The sequence below is a fragment of the Legionella impletisoli genome (assembly GCF_900639875.1).
GTDB classification, from domain to species: Bacteria; Pseudomonadota; Gammaproteobacteria; order Legionellales; family Legionellaceae; genus Legionella_A; species Legionella_A impletisoli.
On sequence record NZ_CAAAIA010000002.1, the window covers coordinates 334,210 to 347,679 of the forward strand.

The following is a 13,470-nucleotide window of genomic DNA, read 5'->3' on the forward strand; positions in this document are numbered from 1 at the left end:
ATCATTTCAAAAGGATTGTTTAAACAGCTGGTGGATTACATCACTCGGAAAACCACGATAAAGCAAAAAACGCTTTTGCTTTTGAATAGCATCCCCAGTTAAATTTTCCCCATCTTGAAACCGCTTCTCTCTCGCTGCTTTAGCATGAAAAAGCCAGGAATGCTGCTCCTGGCTTAATATCTGCTGAATGACATCACCATCGATTCGCAGCTGTTTTAATTCTTGTTCAATGCGCAATGGGCCATAACCTTGTCGAACCCTATTGCGGCAAACACTTTCAGCAAATCGCTCATCGCATTGAAAACCTAGTCGTTGGCACTCAGCCACAGCAGCATCGGCTTCAATGCTTGTGAAACCTTTTTGCGCAAGCTTTTGGAACAACTCGTGAGCACCATGCTCACGTCTAGCTAATAAGCGAACCGCGCATGCATACGCCTGGCTCACTTAATCATCCATTTGCTCAACGAACTCATCCAATTGTTCGTTCTTAGCAGAAACAGGTTTTTTAGTTAATAATTCTGCTCGTATCTGCTGCTCTAATGTTTGAGCAATTTCCGGATGCTCTTTAAGATATTGGCGGACATTTTCTTTGCCCTGGCCAATCTTTTCATTCTGATAGCTATACCAAGCACCAGATTTTTCCATAAATCCTAATTGCGTCGCCAAATTAATAATTTCGCTCTCGCGCGATATGCCTTCATTATATAGAATATCAAATTCTGCGCGTTTAAACGGTGGCGCTACTTTATTTTTAACTACTTTTACTTGTGTTTCGTTACCTAAAATTTCATCGCCTTTTTTGATTGCACCGGTTCTTCGAATATCCAAACGTACAGAAGCATAAAATTTTAACGCGTTTCCGCCTGTAGTCGTTTCGGGGTTGCCAAACATCACACCAATTTTCATCCGGATCTGGTTAATGAAAATAACGAGCGTGTTCGCGCGCTTGATATTTGCTGTTAATTTTCGAAGAGCCTGTGACATCAAACGGGCTTGTAACCCCACATGCGCATCGCCCATATCGCCTTCGATTTCAGCTTTGGGTGTTAATGCCGCAACCGAATCCACAATAACCACATCAACCGCTGCTGATCGAACCAGCATATCGGTGATTTCAAGCGCCTGCTCCCCTGTATCCGGTTGTGAGATTAACAACTCATCAACCTTAACCCCTAGCTTTTCTGCATAGCTTGGATCTAGGGCATGCTCTGCATCAATGAAAGCCGCTGTACCACCATTTTTCTGACATTCAGCAATCACCTGTAAGGTCAACGTGGTTTTACCCGAGGACTCAGGTCCATAAATTTCCACCACACGGCCTTTCGGTAAACCGCCAATTCCTAGTGCGATATCTAACCCTAAAGAACCGGTTGAAATGGCTTCAATATCACGCACTGCCGTGCCATCACCCATGCGCATCACAGAACCTTTACCAAATTGTCGCTCTATTTGAGAAAGCGCGGCGGCTAGTGCTTTATTTTTATTGTCTTCCATATGTTCACCTGTGTGGGATTTTGCAAAGGAAAAATTATCCCACAGAAGCGCGCGCTCAGCAAACATAGAAATCGGTTAACTTGAGGAAGGGATGATTTCTCTTTGTACTGGCGATAAACCATCTCTGGGTTGCTGCGATCGTCTACATGCGAAAAATCCCACAATAGATAAAGGAGATTCCAATTCGATTCTTTGATGGGCTTCAAAATGCCGTGGATTTTTTAAAAAGGTTGCCATTTCGTGATGCTGATTGGCCTTAGCCTGATTCAACGCTTGATAAATTGCAGAGCGACTCGGTTTAACTTCATACGTATATAAATATCGTATAATCGCTAAATATCCCGCTCCTGCGGCTAATATGAATGCCGTGCCAATAGCCGCTTTGGTTGGTCGAATTTTTGGAGACTCGCAAATGAATCGCACAGCTTCTTCATGTCCATTTTTCGTTGCACGATTCAATGCGCGCTCAATCGATGGGAGTGTTGGCTGATACGTTGAATTACAAAATAATTCAAGTAATTCAACTTCGCCCATTTTCGCCGCTTCTTCAAAAGCCTGCTCAATGTCATGCTGATCCGGCTCATTGCACTCAAGGTCGCATAAACATTCGATACCCGCTTTATCTTGATGCAACACTGAGTGAATTAATAGCTGGTGAACCTCATGCCTCACGCTGGGACTGGTTTTGTAAGAAGCAAAGAATTGCGCATCTAACCATGAGCCAGCCAAGAAGGCTTTTCTAAATCCCTTTGCAAATGAAACGGCGCGGGGTGGGCGAATTTCTTCGTTTAATAAATAATGCGCCACCTTCGAATGACCCGCCTCAACTGCTTTAACCAACGCAGATTGCAGTACGTTATCAGTAAACTTCCCTAATTCTATGAGCTGATGAACCATTACCAGTTGATCTTGTTCAGCGGCTAGAAATAACAATCTTTTTTCTATTTTCTTGTCTAAAATTTCTGGGCAGACTTCTAAAATGACCTCCACGCCTTGCCAATGTCCCAATTGAGCTAAGCGGAGTAATGCCGCCGTTAACTCTTTGGTTTGTAGCGTTAAACGTCTTTCGCCACTTAGTAACCATCTTAATAAGCCTGAATTTCCCTGCTCGGCTGCAGCAGATAAAAGTGTTCGGCCACCATATTTATGCCCTATCCATGTTGCGCAAGCCCCATACTTACAATTCAATTCTGAAACAATTTGCGTGCGCGTCGGCTCATGATCTAAGGCGATCAATAATTCAATTACATAACGCTCATATTCATTCACCCAATCGCGACTGAGCTCTGGCTCTAATCGTAAAGCACAAGCAAGCGCCTTATAATTCATTTTTTCAGATAGATGGGCTAATCGTCCTTGAGCTACATAGGTAAACAACTCATATTTATCATGGGGAACAGGTGAGGAGACGGTACCGATTAAACTTAATACAGATAACTGCTTTGAAATTGATTTCCAAGTATCCTCTAAGGTATAAAATTGCTCCTCCCCAAATGCATCCTGAGTTAATATTTCAGCAAAGGACTCTTCAAATTGTAAAGAAAGATGATGAACGATTTCTTGCAAGACACCATCTTTTCCTGGATAACGCCTTAACATGTTCAATAGCAATGCATCATTTAAATAGTCGGGGTTTAAAGCGATTAAATTTACCAAGGCTTGGTAAGCCTCGTTTGCTGATGATTGATGCGTTTTTTGTAGGCCTTTAATAATTGAAACCAATTGGGCGATAACATCTTCCGTACTGTACGATGTTTCTTTTAACCGTTTAAGGTAATTCGTTATATTAAAAAGGCTTACTTGTTCATACCACGAAGGTTTAAAAGGCAATAAATGAAAAATGCCGCCCACGTCTTTTTCTAATAGTCGCGCTCCTGTACTATCCTCCAACAGTTCCCCTACTCTTTTAAGCCGCAGGTAATGACCATTTCTTACCAACCTATCTAATAAATTGGATAAAACATCATGAGTGTCTTCATGGTTTAATAGTTCCTTAAGAATAATCCTCCAAGATTCTTTATTGGCGTGAGCCTCATCCAAGGCTTCTAAAAGGAACGATGTATGAAATAAATTATACAGTGCAAAGGCATTGTTACGACTAATTGAAAAGCGAATGGATGAGGTGCAAACCTCTTCTTTAAGTAAGGACTCCGCTGTTCTATCTCCTGTTAAGGAAAATTCCTCAAAGCCACGCATCCTTGCAGTGGTTCTTCTAGCTAGACCAATTAATTCTTCTGCTTCTGGGTAAGAAGCTAACAAATGGTAGAAACGTTTGAGTGGACTTTCATCTGAGTCTAAATAGGCAATATGATATGCAAAAAAATGATGCATAAGACCAGAAGACAAGATTGCCTGAGGAGCCACACCTCGTTTTAATAACCACAATATGGCTGCTGTAAATTGAATCGTATCCTCTACAAAATCAGCCAACAACGAGGTTATCCCTAACGGATGCGCTTGATGTCTCAGTTGCGTGGCTAATTTCAGTAAAAAAACGTCCACACGAACTTCATCATCAAGCTGATTATAATTCGTTTGGAAGATGCTTAAAGCACGAGTTTGATCTTCGCTAAAACAGAAATGAAATAACGCTTGAGTTTTTACGAGTCTTAAAGGTTTGTCTTCAAGGGTGCTTAAATAAGTGAGCGCCAATTGGCTCACCTCGATTAACGCCAAAGTATCTACATGATGGTTACAGGTTGATAGAAACTGTTGATACGCCACATTCGTTTCGAATGCTGATTTAGCCTTGGCTCTTTCTTGCTCAGAACTTGCAGGGGAAAAGTGCAGAGCTCTCATCGAGGATAGTAAGGATTGTTGCAAAACTATTGCTTCACTGAGCGCTTGCTGTATGTGTGCTATCGCAATAGGCTTCGCTTTCAAGACATTCACATCGCCATCGCAATGTATCCAGGAAAACAAATCAAATAGCATGCTGTGCTCCTTATCCTCCCGCGTTTTTCATTATTAATAGAATCCGTTTTAAAGATCAATAAGCTTTTAAGTCAACTGAAGAACCTATCGGTCAATCTTGACAAGGAGAACTCGGCCGCTTAGCATGCTCTCATCTTTTTTTTAGGGATGGGCTATGCCGATTCAACGCTTACGCAGGCTTGTTAGTGAAGATTTTGAAGCCGTTAATGCGCTCATTATTGAGAAAATTAAATCTGAAGTCTCTTTAATTGATGATTTATCGAATCATCTTATGCAAAGCGGTGGCAAACGACTGCGTCCTCTTTTAGTGCTGTTAGCCTGTCATGCCTGTAAATACAAAGGCGAACACCACATTAAACTTGCAGCTATGATCGAGTTTTTTCATACTGCAACTTTGTTGCATGATGATGTCATTGATGAATCTACTATGCGTCGTGGCCGGGAAACCGCAAATGAAATTTGGGGGAGTAAAGCCAGCATACTGGTAGGCGATTATCTTTTCATACAGTATATGCAATTAGCCTTGGAAGTCGGCAGTTTGAAAATCATGGATGTCTTGACTCAACATTTTTACGAGATTACTCGCGGAGAAATCAAACAGCTGAACAACCGCCATAATACCAGCTTAAGTGAAGACGAGTATTTCGAAATCATCCGTTCTAAAACCTCGCTTCTCTTTGCTGTATCAGCCGCTCTTGGACCTATGATTTGTGATGCTGACGAAACTATATATCAAGGGTTATTCAATTATGGATTGCATCTTGGTAATGCCTTTCAGTTGATTGATGATGCATTGGATTATTCCTCTAACTCAGAAACGTTAGGGAAAAACATTGGCGATGATTTAGCCGATGGTAAGGCAACGTTGCCGATTCTACACGCAATCAACCATAGTGACCCTGTTCAGAAAACACTCATTATCGAAAGCCTAAAAACAGGTAATCTTTCAGCCTTGCCCAATATTTTAAGCGCAATTAAATCCGCAAAATCCTTGGAATACACACGCCAAGTTGCCGAAGCTGAAGTGGATAAAGCCATAACATCCTTGCAAATTTTACCTGATTCGGTATATAAAGAAGCGCTTGTTGATCTTGCGCATTATGCGGTATCGCGTGATCATTAGCACTTCCATTCCTGTATCGATGTCAGAATAAGCCATAAATGCTATGGAAATTTGTAATTTCGGAGTGTAGCTCAGCCTGGTAGAGCACTGCCTTCGGGAGGCAGGGGTCGCAAGTTCGATTCTTGTCACTCCGACCAATCTTTTGGTGTAACGTATGAAGTTAATCATTAAAGTCGGTACCCAAAGCATTTTATCACAGGATGGTGATCCTTTTTTTCAGCTCATTGATCATCTGGTTGCACAATTGGCTCGTTTGCAACTTGCTGGCCATCAATTGGTACTAGTAAGCTCAGGTGCGGTAAGTTCGGGTAGAAAAATTGCACGAGAACACCTTGAACGTCAATATGGCCACTCAATTGGCGAAAAACAGACCCTAGCTTCACTTGGACAAGTTGAATTAATGCGCCTGTTTGCCGATGCATTTAAACCGTATAACCTTCTCGTTTCACAATTGCTCCTAACCAAGCAAGATTTTCACACTCGTAAACATTATTTAAATATCGCCCGCTTATTTCGCGAACTTTTGAATCAACAATACATTATTCCAATCGTCAATGAGAATGACAGCGTTGCCATTGAAGAATTGATGTTTACTGATAACGATGAGTTGGCAGGACTCATTGCAGCGCAACTTGGAGCAGATAAATTAATTATTTTAAGCAACGTTCCTGGAGTCTATACAGACGAACCAGGCTCTAAAGATGCAGAGCTCATTTCTATCATTGACCCGAACCAATCTTGGCCTGAAGTTTCCATGTCCAAAAGTATACATGGCCGCGGAGGGATGTTTAGTAAATTAGCCACAGCAAAAAAAATCTCGAGCCTTGGAATCACAACGCATATTGCCTGCATAAAAGAACCCAATGTGATTGAACGGATAGTCAATCAAGAATCGCTTGGTACAATCATTTTACCCAACAAACGAAAGTCTAACATCAAACGCTGGATTGCCTTTGCTGATAGACAAAATGCTTCAGTTTATATTAATGCCGAGCTTTATCGCTTGTTGAAAGATACCCAACAAACCAGAAGCCTATTGCCTATTGGTTTGGTCAAAATCAACGGGACGTTTAAAAAAGGCGATTTAATTAACATTTGTAGTTTAACCAATGAACGTGTAGGGGTTGGAATAGCTCGTTATGATTCTACCCGATTAAACGAATTTATTGGTCAAAAAGGAAAGCCTGTCTTTATTCATTATGATCAATTACATATCTTTTAAGGTAGGAATGACACATGAAACAGGAAGTTCTCAGACGACTCCGTACTGCGAAATTAGCGAGCCAGGAACTCATTGCTTTAGACGATGCCAAACGAAGTTCGGTGTTACTTGCTCTGGCTGAAAAGCTTCGCCAATCTTCTGACGTTATTATTGCAGAGAATCAGAAAGATTTAGCATTAATGAAAGAAGAGGATCCTAAATTTGATCGGCTTTTATTAAATAAAGCACGTATCAACACATTAGCTGACGATGTAGAACACGTGGCGCGCCTGCCATTTACCGTTGGAAAAATTCTTAGTGAAAAAACATTGGATAATGGCCTTAAGCTTCAGCAAGTTTCCGTTCCTTTAGGCGTTATTGCTGTAATTTATGAATCGCGACCCAATGTAACGATTGATGTGTTTAGTCTATGTTTTAAAACAGGAAATGCCTGTATTTTAAAAGGCGGTAAAGAAGCAATACATAGCAATCGATGTTTAGCTCACCTTATCACAGACGTTTTAGAAACCCATTTAATTGATCCAAGCATAGTCTATTTACTTCCTCCAGAGCGAGAGGCTACACACGTGCTGCTTGAAGCCAATGGCGTAGTAGATGTATGCATTCCACGAGGTAGCCAAGAACTGATTCACTTTGTACGCGATCATGCAAAAATTCCCGTTATCGAAACCGGAGCAGGCATTGTTCATACATATTTTGATGAAACGGGTGATATAGAAAAAGGTCGATTCATTATTAATAATGCAAAAACAAGAAGAGTTAGCGTCTGCAATGCGTTAGATACCTTAATTATTCATAAAAATAGACTGACCGATTTGCCTAAACTGGTGGAGTTACTAGCAGAAAAAAAAGTTAAACTCTATGCAGACGAAGCAAGTTATTCAATTTTAGAATCAACTTATCCTGCTTCGTTATTGCGCCATGCCAAACCGAATGATTTTGGCCGTGAGTTCTTATCCTATAAGCTTGCTATTAAAACGGTTGATTCAGCATCGGATGCGGTGTTACATATCAAAAAATATTCTTCAGGGCACAGCGAAGCCATTATCTCCGAGAATAAAAAAACGGTTGATTATTTTCTCCAACAAATCGATGCGGCTGCAGTTTATGTGAACGCTTCTACAGCATTCACAGATGGTGGACAATTTGGAATGGGGGCAGAAATTGGCATCAGCACTCAAAAGCTTCACGCTCGAGGCCCTATGGCACTCGATGCGTTAATGTCTTATAAATGGGTTATTTTAGGCGATGGGCAAATTCGAGATTAGAAACATCCTCTAAGTAACGTGAGTTCGCCAGAAAAGGTATTTATAACTTTTCTGGCGCTAAACGTACGTTATCCTGTACAAAATAAGTCCCTTCGATATCCGTTAAATTTGGATTTTTCTGATATCAAACTACGTTAAATAAAGGCACTGATAAAAAACAAAAATGATGTGATCAATCCCACGATAGGAAAGGCAATGGAGTAAGCCGCAGCCTTAACATCGACCTCTCGGCGTACTTTAATTTTAATTAATGCGGCATGAATCAACATAAAAACCACGAGGATGATGAGGCTTGTTATTTTTGCTAGCCCTTCTATATTAAACCCTAGAGCAAGAATTAAAATAATAGTCACGACCACAAGGGTTGCAATAACTGGAGTTTGAGTCTTCGCATAAACTTGGCCTAAATAGTGAGGAGCAGTTCCTTGTTTTGCCATACCATACATAACGCGTGATGCCATAATGACTTGTGCTAGAGCTCCATTCACGATAGCAATCAGACTAATGAACCCAATCACAAGGGAAGAGTGCCCTTTCATATTCATAAAAGTAGCAAGAGGTGCATCACTGGCCGCCAGTATCGGCAATGGCATGGTTGAGAGCATGGCCAATGCCACCAAAAAGTAAAGAACCGTTGCAATCCCAAATGCTAAAAAAATAGCCCTAGGTAAATTTCGTTCTGGATCTTTTATTTCTTCTGCAACATTGACCATATCTTCAAATCCGATATAAGAATAAAATGCAAGAAATGCACCTGCGCCAATGCCTGTTAGTACATCGACCGAAAAAGATTCCGCTTTATCGAATAGGGCGGGCAAAGAACCGATTTGATCATGGGCAAGATAAATAATAATCACTAAGCCTAAAACCTCTATCAGAGTGATCAACATCACCATAAAAGCTGACTCTTTTATCCCCCAGATGGCAATAAATCCCATAACAAGAACCAACAACAAAATACAAGCCCAATCAGGTAGGGGAATAAACAATTGAAAATACCCTGTAAAACCTCGGGTAATGGCCGCAGCCGAGACAACTCCAGTCAGTACCACCATCCACCCTACTATCCTAGATAACCAAGCCTTGGCAAAGGCATGCTGCACATAAAAGGCTTCGCCAGCGCTTTTGGGAAAACGAGAGCTAAGTTCTGCGTAAGAAACAGCAGTGAATAACGCGATACCTGCTGCAAGTAAAAACGCAAAAGGAGTATAAATTCCCGCTTTTGCTGCCACCTTACCGACTAGCACGTAAATTCCTGCACCAAGAATGGTACCAAGCCCATAAAACATTACTAGTAATTGACTCAATGAGCGTTTTAAAGGGATCGACTCATCCATTTCGAACATAAATTATCCTTATATTTTTTCTATTGACAGCTTGGGACTTTTTCGTGAATATAAAATTGAAATAATAGTGGATTTTAGGGTGTGTTTACAGTTCACTCCTACGCCTTCGCCCTAGGAGATGACGAAAGCCTGCTATGAGCATAACCCCTACCTGCTGGGCTTTAAAGCACAGCATCCATGCTAGAAGCCTCAAAACCAATGGATGCTGCGGCCAAAGCCGAAGATAGCTGCTACAATCAAGCCATAACAGGTTAAGATATAGAAAAAATATCTTTTCCGTTTAGAAGACTTGGTTTACTCACATAAGGATCTATCTTTTTTTCGAATAAAAGATAAGCACACGTTTTTAAAATGTCTTCATCAAATTGTTGTGATGCTTGCTGCAATTTATCCATAGCTGCTTTTAGACCAAAGGAAGGATGATAAGGCCTGTATGACAACATTTCATCCAAACAATCAGCAACAGCAATAATTTTTGCTTCTAAAAGGATTTGATCTCCTTTTAATCCTTGTGGATAGCCACTACCATCCAATCGCTCATGATGCATTAATACGATTTCTGCTACAGGCCATGGAAATTGAATATTTTTTAAGATGTCATACCCAGCTTTAGGATGGGTTTTTATCAATTCGTATTCTATATCGGTTAGTTGCGTGGGCTTATTTAAGATCTCCGCAGGAATTCCGATTTTTCCAATATCATGCACAAGGGCAGCAAGTTCTAGTCCTTTAAGTCGTTCCGTATCAAAGTCTAATTCTTTGGCGATCGCTTTCGATAGGTACGCTACATTGTTTTGATGTCCCACGGTATAGGGGTCACGTTGTTCAAAAGCAGTAATAATAGCCACCATGAGCTCGTGAATACTTTTTCCTGCTATGTGCGATTCTTGACGCTGATCTTGTACGGCTTGAATTTCATCGGTAATGTCTTCGGCAATGCCTGCCATTCGGTATAATTTACCCTCATCATCATAAATAGGAAATACGCGAGCATGGATGCATCGGGTTTTACCATCTGGGCGAATAATACGGTATTTTGCATTAAATTTGCCTGTTTTTTGCTTTTCTGCATACAGTTTTTCAACTCGTTTTCTATCTTCAGGATGAATGAAATTTAACCACGAATCTGGTTGATCATAGAGTTCTGACAAAGGGCGTTGCCAAATCTTTTCATACCCAGGGCTGATATAGACAAATTCGCGTGTTTTGGCATCATTTAAAAAAAAGACATCACGAATATGTTCTGTGATTTGACGAAAATTTTCTTCACTGGATTGCAGCTGTTGTAATATCTCAATATTAACCGCAACGTCGCGTACAACCGCTAGCAAAAGTTCAGGGGAAATGCGTTTGAACTTGGTCTGCGTATAAGCCAAGGCTCCTGTTTTTTTTCTCATAGCAGAATTAATCGTAATTGAATCTTCTAAAGCAAGGTTTAGGGATTTTGAAAGAATCTTGTTGGCATCGGCTTCATTAAATAATTCAGAAAGCTTAGTGCCAACAAGTTCCTGTTCCTCATATAGAAGCAAACGCGACAAGCATTCATTTGCGAGGACAATATTGCCTTCGTTATCGAAAATAAGCATCCCTTCGGGGGATTTTTCAAAAATTTCATCATAGTTCATTACGTAAAACTTTTTTTCAAACCCTACCTAAAGTATAGCTCTATATTGACAGAAGATTGATTGTAAAAAGAACATACAATAGCTTAGGAGCCTTCTGAATTATTCCAAGGCAAGTTTTTCTCATCAAATTTGATGTGCACATCTCGTTGTGGGAAGGCTATGATTATCCCTTGCTCACGACATGCTTTATCTAAAGCAAAGTTTAGATCACTGGTCACTCTATATTTTTGATTCACATCTTTAATTAAGCACCAAAGCTCAAAATTTAAAGCACTTTCCCCAAAGGAGCGAAATAAAACCATTGGTTTATTGGGGGCTTTTTTAATCACTTCAGGATGAGCTAAGGCTACGTCCATCATCACGTTACTGACCTTATCGGTATCACTACCATAAGCCACACCAAGCACGCATTTAACTCGCCAATATTTATCAGAAAACATGTAGTTAACCACTTGATGAGTAATGAGATCTGAATTAGGAATAATAATATCTTCTTGGGCAGGGGTAACAATTTGGGTAGATCGCACGCTAACCCGCTTAACAAACCCTTCAATATCATCAATTTTGATGCGATCACCTGCTTTGATGGGTTTTTCAATCAAAAGAATCAGTCCGGAGAAAAAGTTATTCACAATCGATTGCATTCCTAAACCAATTCCGACAGACAATGCACCCGCAATAATGGCTAAGCTCGTGAAACTAAAACCTGCTAAAAGCAATCCCACAATAAAAGAAATTGCAAATCCCGCGTATAAAATAATGGAGGCAATTGCCACTTGCTTTTCTTCCTCTTCTTCCTCCGTTAATTGTTGGCTTTTGCTAATTTTATTAGCAACATGGCGAGATCCTAAGGATAACAAGCAAAAAATTAGCACCCCTAGCAACCATTGCCAAGGTATGATGGTCATATTTCCAACTTGAAAGCCTTCAATGAGATATTCAAAGAAATAGTCGATAAAAAAGCTGGCTTCCCCAATCAATTGTGCTAATAAGGCCGCCATACCAACCAACACAATAATTTGGGCGATGATTTTTAATAATAACAATTCAATAAAAGGCGGTTCTTTGGAATAACCAAAGAATTTCTTTAAATAAAACAAATAATGTGGATTATAACTGAGTAAAGCATATGCATTTGAGATCCCTAAAAACAATACGGTTCCAAGAGCACTTACTAACAGCAAGGAAAACAACATATAAGCCGCATTAATGGCCAATATAGAATAACCAATAAAGTCCAGAACCAACAATAAAACCACGATAAAACCAATCAATTTATACAGTAAGGAGCCACTGAAATGATTTTTAAACCATGCGCTATGTGAATGGTATAAAATTAACGTAAAATAGATCATAGCGGATAAAGAAACCAACAACATAAATTCTTCAAATAACTGGTTTAAATTTTCTGATGCATCGAATAATTGCAATAGGTCAAGTCCAATGGCGTGAGCAAAATAAATGAGAATAATCGCGAGCCCCAAACGTCTTAAAAAGACGACATCAAATCCGTACCATTGCAAAAGAATAGGAAGCCTTCGTAAGGTGAATAAAAATTTATAGATGAAAAAGAGAAATACATACGCTAGAAACCCCACAACCATACTATGAAATAATTCGTTATCCTCTGCATTTACAAATAAGGTTGGGGTTAATATTAAAAGTCCCAATAAGAAAAATCCTAAACATAACAAAACTGTATTACTTAGGAATATGCTCATTTGCTTTTGCCATTTTCGATGCATTAGTTTTTGGATTCGCCAGCTTACAAATAAAGCCAATAGAAATAACGGTAATGCATAAGGCAAAAAATCAATCAATGAATCTACTTTAGCTGCATCCATCTTGGGCATACGAAGCTTGTCCCAATCGTTTGGAAACGCTTGTAACCGGGTAATGATGGTTTCACTGCGAGTAAAGGTAATGGCTTGCTGTAAAGATAAAAACGTCGTGCGATAGGCATCAAGCGCCTCATTCGCTCGGATTAAAAATAAGCGACATTTTGCCTGCTTTTCAGCCACTTCGGCGCGTTGATTTTCAAGATAGTTTGAATCCACACGACCCGGTGTTTTTTCATCTTCACCAAAAAATTGCTTGATTTGCGCGTCTAATTCTCTAATGCGCGCATCGGTTTTCTGCACGCATGTTTCCGCTTGTTTCGCCAATATGTTTAGCGCTTCAATGGCTTCATTGAGCGTATTTGGATCTAGGTTTTCCGTGGATAGTTTGATTGAGAGTTTGTCAAATTGCTCATTAGCACGCACGATATTAAATTCAGGATCAACAGCTTCACCGTGATTCACGGCAGCAAAAAGCGGTAAAGAAAAGAATAAGTAAATTAACCCTGCGATGAAAAAACCAATCCGTTGCCCCATAACAATACAAGTCCTTTTTTTAATGTGCCTGGACCTTAAAGACTATAACAGCTTATTGAAAAAATGTTGAGGCATTAGAAGCT

Annotated in this window: 9 protein-coding genes and 1 tRNA gene; 4 read left to right on the plus strand and 6 right to left on the minus strand. The window is 40.1% G+C overall.

Going from position 1 to position 13,470, the window contains the following annotated elements:
• Positions 1-6 precede the first annotated feature (6 nt).
• The 3 genes from recX to E1O41_RS03770 form a co-directional block, all read right to left on the minus strand.
• Entirely contained in the window at positions 7-444 is a 438-nt protein-coding gene (recX, locus tag E1O41_RS03760) for a recombination regulator RecX (protein WP_131775974.1), read from the minus strand.
• Complete coding sequence (gene recA, locus E1O41_RS03765) at positions 445-1,494, minus strand: recombinase RecA (protein ID WP_131775975.1); 1,050 nt, start codon at positions 1,492-1,494, stop codon at positions 445-447.
• A gap of 75 nt (positions 1,495-1,569) precedes the next feature.
• Positions 1,570-4,428, minus strand: a complete 2,859-nt coding sequence (locus tag E1O41_RS03770; RefSeq protein ID WP_131775976.1) for an ankyrin repeat domain-containing protein — start codon at positions 4,426-4,428, stop codon at positions 1,570-1,572.
• A gap of 154 nt (positions 4,429-4,582) precedes the next feature.
• On the opposite strand from E1O41_RS03770, the gene E1O41_RS03775 reads away from it, so the two are divergent.
• The 4 genes from E1O41_RS03775 to E1O41_RS03790 all read left to right on the plus strand — a co-directional run bounded on the left by E1O41_RS03775 (position 4,583) and on the right by E1O41_RS03790 (position 8,041).
• Positions 4,583-5,551, plus strand: coding sequence for a polyprenyl synthetase family protein (locus E1O41_RS03775; protein ID WP_131775977.1), 969 nt, complete (start codon positions 4,583-4,585; stop codon positions 5,549-5,551).
• A gap of 60 nt (positions 5,552-5,611) precedes the next feature.
• Positions 5,612-5,688: transfer RNA gene (locus E1O41_RS03780), tRNA-Pro, on the plus strand.
• Positions 5,689-5,705: 17 nt separating this feature from the next.
• Positions 5,706-6,773, plus strand: a complete 1,068-nt coding sequence (gene proB, locus E1O41_RS03785; protein ID WP_131775978.1) for a glutamate 5-kinase — start codon at positions 5,706-5,708, stop codon at positions 6,771-6,773.
• Between the two features lie 14 nt (positions 6,774-6,787).
• Positions 6,788-8,041 (plus strand): glutamate-5-semialdehyde dehydrogenase, encoded by a 1,254-nt coding sequence (locus E1O41_RS03790; RefSeq protein ID WP_131775979.1) that lies wholly within the window; start codon positions 6,788-6,790, stop codon positions 8,039-8,041.
• Between the two features lie 134 nt (positions 8,042-8,175).
• Here E1O41_RS03790 and E1O41_RS03795 read toward each other — a convergent pair whose 3' ends face one another.
• From E1O41_RS03795 to E1O41_RS03805, 3 genes are all read right to left on the minus strand, one after another.
• Entirely contained in the window at positions 8,176-9,387 is a 1,212-nt protein-coding gene (locus E1O41_RS03795; RefSeq protein WP_229669310.1) for an APC family permease, read from the minus strand.
• A gap of 251 nt (positions 9,388-9,638) precedes the next feature.
• Positions 9,639-11,012: an HD domain-containing phosphohydrolase gene (locus tag E1O41_RS03800; protein ID WP_131775980.1), complete on the minus strand. Its 1,374-nt coding sequence runs from the start codon at positions 11,010-11,012 to the stop codon at positions 9,639-9,641.
• A gap of 83 nt (positions 11,013-11,095) precedes the next feature.
• Complete coding sequence (locus E1O41_RS03805; RefSeq protein WP_131775981.1) at positions 11,096-13,387, minus strand: mechanosensitive ion channel family protein; 2,292 nt, start codon at positions 13,385-13,387, stop codon at positions 11,096-11,098.
• Positions 13,388-13,470: the final 83 nt, after the last annotated feature.